14 protein-coding genes and 1 tRNA gene are annotated in these 15,357 nt (G+C 63.0%); 12 read left to right on the top strand and 3 right to left on the bottom strand.

The window, feature by feature from the left end; all coding sequences use genetic code 11:
- The first annotated feature begins 109 nt into the window (after positions 1–109).
- From ASE85_RS00345 to ASE85_RS00300, 12 genes are all read left to right on the top strand, one after another.
- Positions 110–1,891 (top strand): sensor histidine kinase, encoded by a 1,782-nt coding sequence (locus ASE85_RS00345; protein WP_056681813.1) that lies wholly within the window; start codon positions 110–112, stop codon positions 1,889–1,891.
- Positions 1,892–1,937: 46 nt separating this feature from the next.
- Positions 1,938–2,975, top strand: a complete 1,038-nt coding sequence (locus ASE85_RS00340; RefSeq protein WP_056681810.1) for a polysaccharide deacetylase family protein — start codon at positions 1,938–1,940, stop codon at positions 2,973–2,975.
- Between the two features lie 25 nt (positions 2,976–3,000).
- Positions 3,001–3,077, top strand: a tRNA-Ile gene (locus ASE85_RS00335).
- 271 nt (positions 3,078–3,348) lie between these two features.
- Entirely contained in the window at positions 3,349–3,474 is a 126-nt protein-coding gene (locus ASE85_RS24170) for a hypothetical protein (RefSeq protein ID WP_268795110.1), read from the top strand.
- Complete coding sequence (locus tag ASE85_RS00330) at positions 3,450–3,893, top strand: SLC13 family permease (RefSeq protein ID WP_056681806.1); 444 nt, start codon at positions 3,450–3,452, stop codon at positions 3,891–3,893. Before ASE85_RS24170 ends, ASE85_RS00330 begins: the two co-directional genes overlap by 25 nt.
- Before the next feature lie 16 nt (positions 3,894–3,909).
- A complete protein-coding gene (locus ASE85_RS23650) occupies positions 3,910–4,557 on the top strand; it encodes a DUF389 domain-containing protein (protein ID WP_235523129.1) in 648 nt (215 codons plus the stop codon).
- A gap of 2 nt (positions 4,558–4,559) precedes the next feature.
- Entirely contained in the window at positions 4,560–5,465 is a 906-nt protein-coding gene (locus tag ASE85_RS23645) for a hypothetical protein (RefSeq protein ID WP_235523121.1), read from the top strand.
- A gap of 119 nt (positions 5,466–5,584) precedes the next feature.
- Complete coding sequence (locus ASE85_RS00320; protein ID WP_056684106.1) at positions 5,585–7,294, top strand: thiamine pyrophosphate-dependent enzyme; 1,710 nt, start codon at positions 5,585–5,587, stop codon at positions 7,292–7,294.
- Between the two features lie 95 nt (positions 7,295–7,389).
- Entirely contained in the window at positions 7,390–8,928 is a 1,539-nt protein-coding gene (locus ASE85_RS00315; RefSeq protein WP_443018469.1) for an FMN-binding glutamate synthase family protein, read from the top strand.
- The gene (locus ASE85_RS00310; RefSeq protein ID WP_056681800.1) at positions 8,925–9,830 is read left to right on the top strand and encodes an alpha/beta hydrolase; all 906 of its coding nucleotides are present in this window, start codon (positions 8,925–8,927) and stop codon (positions 9,828–9,830) included. The genes ASE85_RS00315 and ASE85_RS00310 overlap by 4 nt, the downstream gene beginning before the upstream one ends.
- Positions 9,827–10,021 (top strand): cation:proton antiporter domain-containing protein, encoded by a 195-nt coding sequence (locus tag ASE85_RS00305; RefSeq protein ID WP_235523119.1) that lies wholly within the window; start codon positions 9,827–9,829, stop codon positions 10,019–10,021. Before ASE85_RS00310 ends, ASE85_RS00305 begins: the two co-directional genes overlap by 4 nt.
- Positions 10,018–11,427: a DUF2254 domain-containing protein gene (locus tag ASE85_RS00300; RefSeq protein ID WP_056681794.1), complete on the top strand. Its 1,410-nt coding sequence runs from the start codon at positions 10,018–10,020 to the stop codon at positions 11,425–11,427. The genes ASE85_RS00305 and ASE85_RS00300 overlap by 4 nt, the downstream gene beginning before the upstream one ends.
- A 51-nt stretch (positions 11,428–11,478) precedes the next feature.
- On the opposite strand, the gene ASE85_RS00295 is transcribed toward ASE85_RS00300, so the two are convergent.
- The 3 genes from ASE85_RS00295 to ASE85_RS00285 are packed head-to-tail and all read right to left on the bottom strand — an operon-like array spanning position 11,479 to position 15,337.
- Positions 11,479–12,777 carry a mechanosensitive ion channel family protein gene (locus ASE85_RS00295; protein ID WP_156358144.1) on the bottom strand — a complete coding sequence of 433 codons (1,299 nt, stop codon included), beginning with the start codon at positions 12,775–12,777 and terminating at the stop codon, positions 11,479–11,481.
- Positions 12,774–14,105: an MFS transporter gene (locus ASE85_RS00290; RefSeq protein ID WP_056681790.1), complete on the bottom strand. Its 1,332-nt coding sequence runs from the start codon at positions 14,103–14,105 to the stop codon at positions 12,774–12,776. The genes ASE85_RS00295 and ASE85_RS00290 overlap by 4 nt, the downstream gene beginning before the upstream one ends.
- Positions 14,102–15,337, bottom strand: coding sequence for an MFS transporter (locus ASE85_RS00285; protein WP_056681787.1), 1,236 nt, complete (start codon positions 15,335–15,337; stop codon positions 14,102–14,104). Before ASE85_RS00285 ends, ASE85_RS00290 begins: the two co-directional genes overlap by 4 nt.
- Positions 15,338–15,357: the final 20 nt, after the last annotated feature.

Raw genomic sequence — 15,357 nt, 5'->3', positions numbered from 1 at the left:
CGTGGGATCGGGGCCTTTTCCTTTTTGCCCCGAACGCCTATCGGTGATGAGAGCCGCGTCGACACAGGGTCGACCACAGGCCTGTAACCCGTCCAATTTGGGGAATTTCGTGCGTTTCAACGATCTCTTGCAGACAGTTCTGGCAGCGGACGACCGCGGCGGGCTGGGCGCGGTGACGTTGTGGCGCCAATGCGTTGATCTGTTGGCGCAGCGCGACCGGGCCGATCGCGCTCTGATGGACGTGTCCGAGCGGGGCGCCTTGCTTGATCGCCTGTCCGCCCTGAGGCCGCACCTGACCGAAACGCAGCGAATCGCGACGGTGGTGGAACTGGGGGGACGGCTGCGTTCGCCCAGCCTGGTCGCCTTCTTCGCCAATGATCGGCCGTCCATCGCTGCGGCTGCGGCCGCGCGTGCGCAACTGCCTGATGGTGCCTGGATCGATCTGCTGTCGCATCTGACGCCGACGGCGCGCGGGGTGCTGCGTGGCCGGCGCGATATCGGCGCAGCGACGCGGCAGGCGCTCGAAGCCTTCGGTCCGCACGATCTGGTACTGTCCACCGAGCGGCGGGACATGGTCGGTGACGAGGACATGATCCTGAGCGCCGATATGCAGGCCGATCGGGAGCCTGAAGCGGCCAGGGGGCCGGCACCGTTCGATCAGCCGGCGGCGCCTGCGGCCGCCTCTGTGGAAACCCCTGCTGCAACCTCTCCTGCAACCAACGTCACGCCGTTGCGCGCGCAGTCGGGCGAGGAAGGGCAGATCCGCAACCTGGTCGATCGGATCGCCCGCTTCACCAGCAATCGCAAGCCGCCCGAAGCCGCCAATTCCGATGCCGACGGCCCGCCCGCACCGCGCCTCTTCGCGTTCGAGACGGATGCTGAAGGCGTGATCCTGTGGATCGACCAGGGGCCGCGCGCGGCGCTGATCGGGCTGGATCTGGGCGTCGTCGCGCTGGAGGGGGATAGCGGTCCCGATGCGCATGTCGCGGGCGCCTTTGCGCGCCGCAGCGCTTTCCAGAATGGCCGCTTCACCATCGTCGGGGGCGTGATGGCGGGTGAATGGCGCCTGTCGGCCACGCCCTTTTTCGATAATCGTTCGGGCCGGTTCCAGGGCTATCGCGGGCAGGCGCGCCGTCCTTTCCTGCATGAGGTGGCGAGCGAACCCCGGCCCGCCGCCATGGCGATCGCCGGGCTGTCGGCGGATTCGCTGCGGCAACTGGTGCATGAACTGCGCACCCCGCTGAACGCCATATTGGGCTTTGCCGAGATCATCGAGCAGGAGTTGTTCGGTGCGGCCGGCGTCGCCTATCGCGACATGGCCGGCAAGATTGCGGTCGATGCCCGGCATCTGCTTGCCGCCTTCGACGATCTGGATCTGGCCGCGCGCGTGTCACGCGGCGATGGCGCGACCATGCCGCAATTGATCGACCCCGCGCTGCTGGTGACGCAGGTCGCCACCCGTTTCCGCGACCAGGGCGCGCCGGATATCGACATCGCCATCGCGCCCGGTCTGCCGCAGGTGCGGGTCGACCCGGTGCAGGGCGAGCGGATGGTGCAGCATTTGTTGCGCACCGTGCTGTCCGTGGCGCCCCCGGCCGAGACCGTTGCCGGCGCCTGCTGGTTCCAGCCTGACGGCGGAGCGGGGCGGGTGGTTTTCGCCGTCAATCGCCCCTCCACGCTGGCCGGCATGGAGGAGACGCAACTGCTCGATCCGGGCTATGATGGCACGGGCGACTGGGTCGATGGGCCGCTACTGGGCCTTGGCTTTTCATTGCGCCTGATCCGTGGGCTGGCGGCGACCAGCGGCGGCGGCCTCGTCATCGAGCCGGGTCGCCTGCTGCTCACTATCCCCGCCGTCGCGGCGGCCGGTGGCATGGCGGATATTGGCTAGGGACCGGGGAAACCCTATCGCAACCATTGGGCGATAGAGATTGGGCATGACAGTTCCCCACCATGATGGCAATTTGCTCCAGCCGCCGCTGGCGCAGGACATGATCCGGCTCGATCCGGGGTTCGGCACCCGCTTCATGCTCTTTGTCGATACCGAGGAAGAGTTTGACTGGGACGCGCCGTTCAGCCGTGTCGGCCATGGCGTGACGGCGTTGGCGGGCATGGCGCGCGGCCAGGCCTATTTTGCCGCCGCCGGGGTGAAACCGATCTATGTCACCGATTATCCGGTGATCGACGATGATGCCGCCGTGGCGATGATGGGGCAATGGGCGAGCGATGGCGCGGCGGACATCGGCGCGCATCTTCACCCCTGGGTCAATCCGCCGCATGTCGAGGCGGTGAATGCGGCCAACAGCTATGTCGGCTTTTTGCCGGAGGATGTGGAGCGCGCCAAATTGGAGGCGCTGTGCGTGCGTATCGAACAGCGCTTTGGTCGCCGGCCCATCGCCTATCGCGCCGGGCGCTATGGTGTCGGCCCCAACAGTGCGCGGTTGCTGGAGGCGGCGGGCTTCCGCCTCGACAGCTCGGTGCGCAGCCGGTTCGATTATAGTCATCAGCATGGCCCGGATTTCCACGGCTTGCCGCAATTGCCCTATTGGGCAGGGCCGACCCGGTCGCTGATCGAACTGCCGCTCTCAACCGCCTTTGCCGGTCTGCTGCGGGGCGCAGGAGAGCGACTGTATCGCGCCGCCCAGGCGATGGGGCCGCTTGCTGGCGCTCTGTCGCGGGCGCGGATGCTCAGCCGCATTCCGCTGACGCCCGAAGGCGTGCCGCTCCATGACGCGATTGCCGCGATCGATGCGCTGATCGAGGAGGGCGTGCCCGTGCTCAATTTCAGCTTCCATTCGCCGACGCTGGAGCCGGGCCACACGCCCTATGTCCGCGACGAAAGCGACCGCACAGCCTTTTATGCCTGGTGGGATGGGGTTCTGGCCCATCTGGCCCGTCGGGGCGTGACCGCTGCCACGCTGGATCAGTTCATTGCTGCCGTGCCTATGCACGGACGGGCTTGCCAAGCGGCCTGATGCTGCCTATCGGCAAACGCAGGTGGGGCCTGTAGCTCAACTGGTTAGAGCTGTCCGCTCATAACGGATAGGTTGCGGGTTCAAGTCCTGCCGGGCCCACCAACGCTTCAATTCATAAAGCATATATGGTATCAATAAACCCTTCAATTTGAAGGGTTTATTGGCCGATGTTTATTCAGATCGTAGCACGACGTTTCACAAAGTTGCGCGCGACTCGGGGTAAAATTGGGGGTAAGATAGCCTGTTGGTCGCGGCCGATTAACAGCCGACGACGGAACTGCGCGAGAATGCCAACTTCATCGCGGAGGACACCAGCGGGGTTCGCCGCTACCGGCGGCGTCGCGCGCCCATCGCTGCGCTGACACCAGGGCTGGTGATCTTGGGCGCAGCGCTCAACATCATGCCGGTTTTTGCGCTGGCGCTGATCGGCGTGGCGATCGTGCTGGTTATGCGTTGCCTGGACGCAGAAGAGGCATGGTCGAAGATGACGGCAATGTGATCGTTCTGATCTTCGCCATGCCGGCCTTTGGTCTGGGCCTTGAAAAAGCGGGCAGCGTGGCGCTGATCGCCGATACGGTCTCGCTCTGGATGTCCGCGCTCCCGCCGCTGACCCTAATCATTGCAATCTTTGCAGCGACTTTGGTCCTCACCGAAACCGTGACCAACAACGCCGTGGCGGTCATCATGACGCCGATCGTCATCGGGATTGCGGGGCAGGGCGGTGTGGACACCCGGCCACTGACTATTGCGGTTATGTTTGCGGCATCGGCCAGCTTTGCTACACCCATTGGATACCAGACCAATATGATGGTCTATGCGGCGGCCGATTATCGGTTCGGGGATTTCATGAAGATCGGCCTGCCCATGAACGTGATCGTGCGTCTGGCAACCTGCGCCGCCATTTATTGTCTGATCTGAAGGATCGCCCGATACGATGAATGCCTCTTCGCCCGATCATGCGTTCGCACCACGCCGCTGGGATCACGTCCCGCTCTATCGCTGGTGGCGTGAATCGGTCGTCGGATCGGTAGATCAGGAAAAGGTGGTCGGGCGCATCGTAGAGGAGAGTGGTTGCTCGCCGCGCTATCTGTTCATGACCATGATGTCGGCCGGCATTGCGGTTCTGGGCCTTCTGCTCTCATCCCCCGCCGTCGTGATCGGCGCGATGCTGATCTCCCCCCTTATGAGTCCGATCCTGGGATTGGGCTTCAGCCTGGCCCTGTTCGACTTTGCCGAGATGCGTCGCTCGCTCTCTGCGCTTGCAATTGGCGCGGGGGCCGCACTCCTGTTCACGGCGTTCATTGTTCTCGTGTCGCCGCTCAAGGCGCCCACTGCGGAGATACTGGCGCGCACGCGCCCCAATCTCTTCGACCTTCTGGTGGCCCTGTTTGCAGCGCTGGCCGGCACATTTGCGATCATTCGCGGCAAGGGGGAAACGATCGTGGGCGTCGCCATCGCGACCGCGTTGATGCCGCCGCTCGCCGTCGTCGGCTTTGGCCTTGCGACATGGAACATGCCGATCCTGGGTGGCGCACTGGCGCTGTTCGTGACCAACTTCGTCACCATCGCCTCTAGGCGATGATCATGGCGCGCTATTATGGATTCGGCCATCATCTATCTAGTCAGCAAAGTTGGACCCAGACCATATTGCTGATGCTCCTGTTTGTCGCAATGGCCGTTCCCCTCGCCATATCGCTCAGTCACATTGCCAGCGAAGCGGTGGCGGTCAGCCAGATCCGCTCTTTTCTCTCCGGTCGCTTCGGCGCAGAGGCAAGGGTCACACAGTTGGACGTCGATTTCGATCGGGCACCATTGGCTGTGCGCACAGTCGTGATTGCGCCGCGATCGCGGGCGGAGAGCAATGCGCTGCTTCAGACCGATCTCAGCGACCGTCTCGGACGACCGGTGGCGCTGCGGGTCGACCAGGTTCTACTTGATCCCGGTGCCGGCTCGGTCGAGGCTCAACGCGCCGAATTGCGACAGGCCAATGATGCAGTAGCAAGAGATATCGGCAATGCGAATGGTGTGGCTGGCCTGGTAGCGCTTGCTGCCGGGGTCACGCCCGATGCGGTGACCATCGACCGCGATCATCAGCGCGTGACGGCGGCGGCCGCGATCTTGCCAGGCGCGGATCTTGCGACCTATGGGGCGCTGGAACAGCGTGCCTTGAATTCGGTCGAGGGGTGGGACGTTGCCATAGTTCCGCCGATCGCACCGCTACCGGTCGTCAGTTTCGCGGACAATATCGACACCCTTGACGCGCCCGCTCGTGACGCTGTGCTGCTGTCTGCCTGGGCCGCAAGGCGGTGGAACAGTCCGCAACTTTCCGTGCCCGGTTTCCAGTCCGAAATGCCGGAAAAGCCGCTCCTGTCCCAGCGCCGGGCTCTGGCGATTGCCAACCTTCTCAAGCAACGAGGCATAATAGCAATCGCGGCCCCGCCGGCCGGGCAAAACTTTCGGCTAGCGGTCGCAAACCGGGTTGGTCGCTAGGCTAGCGTTGGGTCTCTTTGTGTTCATCCGACCGATGATATTTTCGCAATCGTCATGATCCGACGAGGCATCCTATGCGTTTCTGTCGGAAATACAGCAACAATCCGAAGGATGCGGGCATGACGACAGTCGCAGAAGTGATCGTGAAAACGCTGCAGGCTGCCGGTGTCCGCCGCTGTTACGGTATTCCCGGAGACACGCTTAATCACATCACGGATGCGATCCGGACCAGCGACATTCGTTGGCTGCATGTCCGCCACGAAGAGGCGGCCGGTTTTGCGGCGGGTGCCGATGCGATGCTCACGGGCGAACTGGCCGCCTGCGCGGGATCCTGCGGTCCCGGCAGCCTGCATTTCATCAACGGCTTGTTCGAATCCCATCGCAATCGTGCGCCGGTCGTGCTGATTGCTAGCCAGATTGTCAGGGACGAACTGGGTTTCGATTTCCCCCAAGAGGTCGATTTCAAGTCGATCTACGCCTCATGCAGCGTCTTTTGCGAAGAGATACGCACGCCCGCGCAGGCGCGGCGGATGACGGCGATGGCGGCGCAGGCTGCCCTTGCGAAGCGCGGCGTCGCCGTGCTGATCGTTCCCGCAGACGTGTCGAGCGCCAAGGCACCGGACGAACCGCACTTCGGCGTGCATCGCGCGGCACCGGTCGTGCGACCCGCCGACACAGAACTTGATAGGCTGGCAAGCGCGATCAATGGTGGCAAGCGCGTGGCGATCTATGGCGGCTCTGGATGCGAAAACGCGCATGATGCGGTCGTCGCGCTCGCCGACCGGCTGCGCGCTCCAGTCGCCCGCACCTCGCGCGCGAAGGATTTTCTGGAGCATGAAAACCCGTTCGACGTCGGCATGACCGGCATTTTCGGCAGCGAGTCCGGCTATCATGCGCTGATGTCGTGCGACGTGCTGTTGCTGCTGGGCTGCGATTTTGCATGGCGGCAATTTTATCCCGAAAAGGCGACCATCCTGCAGGTCGATCTGGACGGTACGCATCTGGGGCGGCGCCACCCTGTTGATATCGGCGTGGTCGGCGACATCGGCCCGACGCTCGACGCGCTGCTGCCGCGCATCGTGCAGCGCGACGACGAAGCCTTTCTGGAAGAATGCCTCGATCATCACCGAAAGGCCGTGGCGGCCCAGGCAAAGCATGCCACGGTCGGTAAGGGCGGCGCGATCCACCCGCAATATCTGACCGAGACAATCTCCCGCCATGCGGACGCCGATGGCGTGTTCACGGCGGATGGTGGATCGCCGATGGTGTGGTGCCTGCGCCATATCGCCTCGACCGGCCAGAACCGCACGGTCGTCAGCCTCAGCCACGGAACGATGGCCAATGCGATGCCGCAGGCGCTCGGCGCCAAGGCGGCATTCCCGGATCGCCAGGTCATATCCCTATCGGGTGATGGCGGTATCGCTATGCTGTTGGGTGATCTGCTGACTGCTGTTCAGGAGAAATTGCCGATCAAGGTGGTCGTCTATAATAATGGCGCGCTCGATTTTGTGGAGATCGAACAGAAAGTCGAAGGCCTGCTCGACGCCTACACCGACCTTATCAATCCCGATTTCGCGCGCGTGGCCGACGCGATGGGCTTGAGCGGTCGGCGCGTCGAAAGAGCCGAAGACCTCGACGCCGCCGTGCAGGCCTGGCTCGCCGAACCGGGACCGGCCTTGCTCGACGTCGTCACCGATCGGTTCGAACTGGTGATGCCGCCCAATGTAAAGCCGGGTCAGGTGGCCGGCATGGCGCTCTATTCGGCCAAGGCCGTTCTGGGCGGACGCGGGCGCGACGTCGTGGGCATGGTGCGGAACCTGCTGTCGTGAGCGGGCGTCCGACCGTTGCGGACGCCCTGTTCCGCGACCATGCCCTGTCCCGCAACATCCTGTTGCTCGTCGGCCTGGCGGGCACGATCGCGTCTATGCTCATCGCTGTACGGCATCCGCATAGTTTGTGGCTGGTCTTGTTGTTTGCGCCGCTGTCGGTCGTTGCGCTGGTCGATCTATTTCAGACCCGCCACTCTCTTCGCCGCAACTATCCCGCCGCAGCCCGCGTCCGTTGGTTCTTCGAATGGCTGCGCCCGTTCCTGCGGGCCTATATCGTCGAGAGCGATCTGGACGGACGCCCGTTCAGTCATGACGAACGGGCGCTGGTCTATGCCCGCGCCAAGGGCGATGTCTCCACCCATCCCTTCGGCACCGAACTGGACGTCTATTCCGAAGAATATGAGTGGCTGGCGCACTCCATCGCCCCCTCGCGCCATGCCGAGAAATATACCCGCGTCACCGTCGGCACGGACCAGTGTAGTCGGCCCTACGAGGCCGCACGCCTCAACATTTCAGCGATGAGCTTCGGGGCGCTGGGAGCCAACGCGATCGAAGCGTTGAACCTGGGCGCGAAGATCGGCGGGTTCTATCATGATACGGGCGAAGGCGGCTTGTCGCCCTATCATCTCAAGCATGGCGGCGATGTCGTGTGGGAATTGGGATCGGGCTATTTCGGCTGTCGCGATGCTCAGGGTAATTTCGAGCCCTCCCATTTCAGGGATCGCGCTGCCAACGACGCGGTGGTGATGACGGAAATCAAGCTGAGCCAGGGCGCCAAGCCCGGCCACGGCGGCCTGCTGCCCGGTCCCAAAGTGACGGCGGAGATCGCCAAGATACGGGACATTCCCGAAGGGGAGGATTGCCTCTCGCCCCCTTTCCACACCGCCTTTTCGACGCCACGTGAACTGCTCAGCTTCGTAGCGCAGATGCGCGCCCTTTCCGGCGGAAAGCCGGTCGGAATCAAATTGTGCGTGGGCTATCCGCACGAATTATTCGCCGTGGTGAAGGCGATGATCGAGACGGAGATACTCGTCGATTTCATCGTCATCGATGGCGCGGAAGGCGGGACTGGCGCGGCGCCGACCGAACTGTCCGACCGGGTCGGTATGCCGCTGCGCGAAGGTTTGATCCTCGCGCGCAACGCGCTGGTTGGCACGAACCTCAAGGGCAAGGTGAAGCTCGCGGCTTCGGGCAAGGTCAATTCGGGTGCGGCGATCGCCATGAATGCCGCGCTGGGCGCCGACTGGTGCAACGCAGCGCGGTCTTTCATGTTCTCGCTCGGCTGCGTGCAGTCGATGCGCTGTCACACCGACACATGCCCCACCGGGATCGCTACCCAGTCGCCCGCGCGCCAGCGTGGTCTGGTCGTGCCGGAAAAAGCTGAGCGGGTCGCGCGCTTCCAGCAGGCAACGCTTGACGCGCTGCATGACATCGTGGTGGCCGCGGGACTGAACTCGCCGGACGAATTTACCCCCGATGGCTTGCGCCAACGGGTCAACGCGGCGGAAATGCGCTCGATCGACGAGATTTATCCCTTCGTAGCGCCGGGAGAATTGCTGGAAGGCGCACGCGATCCGCGCCTCGCAGCCTGGTGGGACGCGGCCGATCCAGCCAGCTTTGCGAGAAGGATGTGACCGCTTCGAAGCGCGGACTTCTCCGTCGCCATCTCTTTATCATTGGGTCGCTTGCCATCCTGCTCGGGCTGGGCGTCGCCGCAAGCCTGACCTCGCCGCCAATGTTGCTCAGCATCCTGGATGGCGCCATGGGCGGCGGACTGGGCGTAGAAAAGGCGGGGCAGGGCATCGCCTTCGGCACGCACGGACAGCGGCTGGATGTCTGGAGCCCCATACGCCGTGGAAAGCAGTCCTTGCCGGTCCTGATCTTCTGGTATGGCGGCGGTTGGGTAAAGGGTACGCGTGAGGCCTATGCTTTCGCGGCGAGAGCCTATGCGAAACAGGGATTTGTCGTGGTCGTTCCCGATTATCGCAAGGTGCCCGAAGTTCGCTTTCCGGCATTTCTGGAAGATGGCGCGGAGGCGGTCCGCTGGACACGTGATCATATCGATGGGTTCGGTGGCGATGTCGGCCGTATTGCCGTGGCCGGACATTCGGCTGGCGCCTATACGGTCGCCATGCTGACGCTCGACCCGCGATGGCTTCGCGCGCAGGGCGTCGACCCCGGCATCATCAAGGCGGCGGTGGGACTATGCGGCCCTTATGATTTTTATCCTTTTACCGAAAAGCGCGCGATCGACGCCATGCAGGGTGCGCCCGATCCGCAATTGACCCAGCCGATCCAGTTCGCGCGGGCCGATGCCGCCCCCTTGCTCCTGGTCTCGGCCGGTGACGATGTCGAGGTCAGGGCGCATAATGCGAACAATCTGACCGCGCACATCAAGGCGCTGCATGGCCGGGTCACCCACGTCGATTATCCGGGGCTGAGCCATGAAAATGTGGCGATGGCCCTGTCCGTGCCCTTCAGGGGCAAAGCGTCTGTACTCGCCGACAGCGTCCGTTTTCTGTGGTGGCACCGGTGACATTGATCTGGGGCGGCCTGCGCGGCGGCATGTCCATCGCACTGGCACTTGGTTTGCCGGAAAGCCCTGCGCGATCGGTCGTGCTGGCGGCTACCTATATCGTCGTCCTGTTCTCGGTCATCGTGCAGGGCGGCACCATCAAGCTGGTGCTGGAGAAGCTGACAGCGCGTAAAGCGGAAACGACATCATGAAGGCTCGCCTGCTCCGCCTCTCCGACCAGTTGCGCGAAAGCTACTGGTTCGTGCCGACGATCATGGCCGTGGGCGCAATGCTGCTTGCTCTGGCGATGATCTATATCGACAGCCATTTCGGCAGCGAATGGATGGACGGGCTGCTTTGGCTCTACGCCGCCCGGCCAGATGGCGCGCGTAGCCTGCTTTCGTCGATCGGCGGTTCGATGATCGGTGTTGCTGGCACCACTTTCTCGGTGACGATCGCGGCGGTCGTCTACGCCTCGGGGCAATATGGACCGCGCCTGCTCAGCAACTTCATGTCCGATCGCGGTAACCAAGTGACGCTCGGCACCTTCATCGCGACGTTCGTCTATTCCATGATCGTCCTGCGCACGATCCGATCGCCGGGCGAAAGCGGCGTCGACACCTTGGCGTTCGTGCCGCAACTGGCGGTGCTGGTTGCTATGATCCTGGTGCTCTGCTCGATCGCTGTGTTGATTTTCTTCATCCACCATGTCCCCATGCGCATTCACATCAACAGCGTGATCGAACAGGTCGGGGAACGGCTGATCGTAGAGATCGACAATCGCTTTCCTGTCTTCGTCGGCGAACCTCGGGAGGAGGCACATGACGATCCGGGCATCCCGCCAGCCTTCCGGCTCGATGCGCCTGTCGAAGCCTATGCGCGACGGACGGTCGTGCGGTCCAAAGACACCGGCTACATCCAGCTGATCGACGAGGACCGTTTGATCCAGACGGCGGCAAAGCATGATCTGGTCGTGCGGCTGCAATATCAGTCCGGCGACTTCGCTCATCATGGCAGTGTGCTGGCCGAGGCGTGGCCTGCCGAGCAGCTCGACGAGGATGTGGTAAAGGCGCTGCGCGGTGCATTCGCCCTGGGTTCTCGCCGCACGGCTCTGCAGGATCTGCGTTTCCTCATAGACGAATTGGTCGAGATCGCCGCGCGAGCGCTATCGCCGGGGGTCAATGACCCCTTCACCGCGAACAGTTGTCTCGATTGGCTGGGTGCTGCCCTTTCCGATCTTGCGCGCCGGGATTTGCCTTCGCGCCTTCGCGCGGACGAAGACGATGCTCTTCGCGTGATCGCCCATCCGATAAGCTTTGCGGGCTTTGTCGATCAGGCATTCGGCGCGCTCGCCCAATATGCCAGTGCCGACATGATCGCGGGCAAGCGCTTCCTCGATGCCATTGGCGATGTGGCACTGAGCTGCGACGATCCGAACCGGATTGCTACGTTGCGCCTCCAGGTCGAGGCGTTCAAGGAACTGGCCGGTGGGTCGTTGGCGGGCGCCAATCTTCTGGCTGTCCAGGATCGCGCCGACCAGTTGCTGCTGGCGCTCGCCGAACCCGATTATCAACGACGGCTACGTGATAGTCCGGCCTGGCTTGGTGGGACGGCCTGACGGCTGCAAACGCATCTTGCGCGGGTCGATCGATGCCCCGGTCGTTGCACGCTAGGCCCTTATGGATCGACTGATGCCTGGAACACGGTCAATTCCTACATCCTGACTTGGTTGTCGGTCCGTTGCACGTTGCAGATCCGAACCCGCAGGGCGCTGGAACAACCGCAGTCCGAATTCCGGCATGATGGCGATGAGGTGATCGAAGATATCGGCCTGAATATCTTCATATTGCGCCCATATGACTGTGGAAGCGAAGGCGTAGATTTCCAGCGGCAATCCATCTTCCGTCGGGGCAAGTTGGCGCACCAGCAAGGTCTTGTCCGCCGCAATATCCGGCCGCGCCTTGAGATAGGCAAGAATATAGGCCCGAAAGCTGCCAATGTTGGTCAGGCGGCGGCTATCCAGTATCTGATCATGGGCATGTTCCCGGTTCCATCGATCGATCTCGTCCCTTTTTGCTTCAAGATGGCCACGCAACAGGCCGAAGCGGAACAGGTCCGCGAGTTCCCGGTCGTCCAGAAACCGAATGCTGTTCTGATCGATCGCCAGGGATCGCATGATCCGCCGACCGCCAGATTCCTGCATCCCGCGCCAGTTGCGAAAGCTTTCCGTGATCAGGCGGTAGGTCGGAATGGTCGTGATGGTCTTGTCGAAATTCTGGATCTTGACCGTGTGCAGGGCGATATCGATCACGTCGCCATTGGCGTCGAGCTGCGGCATTTCGATCCAGTCGCCCACACGGACCATGTCGTTGGAACCGATCTGCACCGATGCGACCAGGGACAATATGGTATCCTTGAACACCAGCATCAGGACGGCCGCCATCGCGCCAAGCCCCGACAACAACAGCAACGGAGACTGGTTCATCAGCGCCGCGATTCCCAATATGGTCGCCGCGGCGTAGATGATGAGCTTGCCGACCTGGACATAGCCTTTGATCGGTCGGTTGGCCGCATCCGGGCGCCGCTGATACAGATCGTTCATCAGACCAAGCCCGCCGCTGAGCGCGATCGCGATGGTCAGGATGATGAACGCTGCGCACAGGCTGCGGATGAAAAGAGCGATCCAGCCGGGAAGGTGCGGGACACTCTCGACCCCCATCTGGATAATCAGCGCTGGCACGATGTTCGAAAGCCGGGCGACCATCGACCCCAGATGCTGGGCCTCCAAAGCGAAAGGCATCTGCTCCAGCAGTTTGACCACCAATGTGAGGACTAGCCGTTTGGCAACCCAGTTCGCTATCCAGGCGATCGCGATCAACAGAATGATCGCCAACATCGCCTGCAACCAGGGTTGATCGAAATGGCCGCCGTTCAGGACAACCACGATATTGTCAGTCATCCATGTCATGCGCCCGTCCGATCGGCGAAGACATTTTCATGCAGCGAACGACCAGCCGTTTCGGGCATGAAGCGGAGCGCGACAAGGCCCACGATGCAGGCCATCATCATGTAGAAAGCCGGCATCAGGTCGTTGCCGGTGGCGCTGATCAGACCACTGCCGATCGCTGGCGCGGTGCCACCGAACAGCGAGGTGGACATATTATAGGCAATCGCGAAGCCTGCGAACCGAACAGGCGTCGGGAACAGCGCGGGGAAGGTCGCGGAAATCGTCGCCAGTTGCGGCAAATAAAGCAGGCCGAGCAACGCGAAGCCTATGATCGCGCCGACGAACCCTGTCGCCATGACCATGTAGAGCGGCACTATGCCCAGCAGAAGCCCGATCAACGACAGGCGCCACATCGGTTTGCGCCCAATCCGATCCGACAGATGGCCCGCGAACGGCAGGAAGACCATCATGAAGACCATGCCGATGATCGGCACCATAAGTGCTTCGTCCGGCGACAGGCCGATGCGCCGCTGTAAATAGGTCGGCATGTAGCTGAGCAGCGTATAGTTGACGACGTTGAGTGCCACGACCAACCCACTCACGACCAGCATGGGCCGCCAATGGTCGCGCATCACCGTTCTAAGCGGAGGCGATCCGCTGCCTTCGACGGCCTGTTCGCGAAAGACTGGCGTGTCCTCCATCCTCGATCGCAGATACATGCCGACAAGGCCCATGGGCGCTGCGACCAGGAACGGGATGCGCCAGCCCCAATCATGCATCGCCGCGTCTCCCAGCAACAGCGAGAAGCCAAGCATCAGCACTGCACCGAACGAAAAGCCCGCCAGCGTGCCGAACTCCAGGAAGCTGCCATAGAAACCGCGCCGGTCGTCGGGCGCATATTCGGCCATGAAGGTCGCCGCGCCGCCATATTCGCCGCCGGTAGAAAAGCCCTGCACCATGCGCAGCGCGATCAGCAGCGCAGGAGCGCCCCAACCGATTTGCGCGTAGGACGGGATGAGGCCGACCGCCAGAGTCGCGCCGGACATCAGCAATATGGTGAGCGCCAGCACCGATTTGCGCCCCAGCCGATCGCCCAGCGGTCCCCAGAACAGACCGCCCAATGGCCGCACGAGGAAGGAAATGGCGAAGGTCGCCAGCGCGAACAGCACGGCGTCATCGACGTCGCCCGGAAACAGCGCGGCCGAAATATAGGTGACGCCATAGGCATAGATGCCATAGTCGAACCATTCGGTCGCATTGCCCAGCGCGGAGGCGGCGATGGCGCGGCGTAGCGTGGCGTCATCGACCCTGTCCTGGGTTGGCGACGGGATAGGTGTGGAGGTGGTCATGACATATGTCCATCTGCGGTATTGGGATCGAGCAGGGACGCCATCGGCGTCGTGCGCGGAACGATCTGAAAATCCTGCTGGTCGGGCACTGGAACGGACGGCGTGGCGGTTTGGCGCCACAGGCCAAAGGCGAGCGTTGCGCCCGCGCACAAGGCGATGAAAAGGAAAAGACCGCCGCCCGGTGCAACACTCATCAGCATGGCCGCGCCCAGCGGGCCGATCGCCGCGCCGACCGAATAGAGCAGCACCAGTCGCCCGCTGGCCGCTACCCGTTCCGTCGCCAGCAGGCGGTCGTTGCAATGCGCGACGCACAGCGGATAAAGGGCGAAGCTGAGGCCGCCGAACAACGCTCCCAGGGCAAGAAGCCACGGCCCGGCCGACACCAATATCGTCAGCATCAGGCAAACGGCCATCGTGGCGGCGAAGCAGCCCACGATCACGCGCCGCCGATCGAGCCGGTCCGACAGGCGACCGAGCGGCCATTGCAGCGCCACGCCGCCCAGGATCACGATCATCATGAAACTGGCAGTCGCGCCCAGATCCAGCCCCAGCCGCCGCACATGGACAGCCGCCATGCCGTAGAAAGCGCCCAGCATCAGTCCGGTCGTGACAGCACCAAAGGTGCCGAGCGGCGATGCGGCATAGAGGGCGCGGATCGAAAAGGCCTGCGCCTCGACCGGTGCTGGCGCGGCGCTGCGGGTCAGGCAAAGGGGAATGATCGCCAGGGAAATGAGGATGGAGGCCAGTTGGAACGGCACGGCGGGTAGCGCCCCGCTCGCCGCGAGCAGCAATTGCCCGACCGCTTGCCCAGAATAGAGCGCTACCATATAAGCGGCGAGTACGCTGCCGCGTGTTTCCGCCTCGGCCCGGTCATTGAGCCAGCTTTCCAGGCAAATGAACACGCCGGCGACGCAGATACCGTCGATCAGCCGCAACATCGTCCAGAATAACGGGTGGTGGAGCAATGCATATGCGAGCGTACTGGCCGACAACAGCGAGACGAAGGCGGCGAAGGCGCGGATATGCCCGGCCTGCCGCACGATGTCGCCCGCACGCAAAGCGCCCAACACCAGCCCGCCGAAATAGGCGGTGGCGACTGCGCCGATTGCCATGGTGCCAGCCCCCGCCCGCTCCAGCCGAAGGCCGATCAGCGTGGACAGGAAGCCGCTGCCCGCCATCAACATGAAGATGGCGAGCAGCAGGCTGCGGACAGGATGGATTGCGGCGAACATGGTATCGGACGGGACGCGGA

The organism is Sphingobium sp. Leaf26 (assembly GCF_001421665.1).
Classification (GTDB): Bacteria; Pseudomonadota; Alphaproteobacteria; order Sphingomonadales; family Sphingomonadaceae; genus Sphingobium.
Note: the sequence above shows the minus strand (reverse complement) of the source record. Positions and strands in the feature narration are given on the sequence as shown.

What these genes read in the sequence shown, in the direction of transcription:
- ASE85_RS00340 (WP_056681810.1), top strand. Translation starts at nt 1,938, where the DNA reads ATGACAGTTCCCCACCATGATGGCAATTTGCTCCAGCCGCCGCTGGCG.
- ASE85_RS23645 (WP_235523121.1), top strand. Translation starts at nt 4,560, where the DNA reads ATGGCGCGCTATTATGGATTCGGCCATCATCTATCTAGTCAGCAAAGT.
- ASE85_RS00295 (WP_156358144.1), bottom strand. Translation starts at nt 12,777, where the DNA reads ATGACATGGATGACTGACAATATCGTGGTTGTCCTGAACGGCGGCCAT.
- ASE85_RS00315 (WP_443018469.1), top strand. Translation starts at nt 7,390, where the DNA reads ATGCTCATCGCTGTACGGCATCCGCATAGTTTGTGGCTGGTCTTGTTG.
- ASE85_RS00290 (WP_056681790.1), bottom strand. Translation starts at nt 14,105, where the DNA reads ATGACCACCTCCACACCTATCCCGTCGCCAACCCAGGACAGGGTCGAT.
- ASE85_RS00320 (WP_056684106.1), top strand. Translation starts at nt 5,585, where the DNA reads ATGACGACAGTCGCAGAAGTGATCGTGAAAACGCTGCAGGCTGCCGGT.
- ASE85_RS00300 (WP_056681794.1), top strand. Translation starts at nt 10,018, where the DNA reads ATGAAGGCTCGCCTGCTCCGCCTCTCCGACCAGTTGCGCGAAAGCTAC.
- ASE85_RS00285 (WP_056681787.1), bottom strand. Translation starts at nt 15,337, where the DNA reads ATGTTCGCCGCAATCCATCCTGTCCGCAGCCTGCTGCTCGCCATCTTC.
- ASE85_RS00330 (WP_056681806.1), top strand. Translation starts at nt 3,450, where the DNA reads ATGGTCGAAGATGACGGCAATGTGATCGTTCTGATCTTCGCCATGCCG.
- ASE85_RS23650 (WP_235523129.1), top strand. Translation starts at nt 3,910, where the DNA reads ATGAATGCCTCTTCGCCCGATCATGCGTTCGCACCACGCCGCTGGGAT.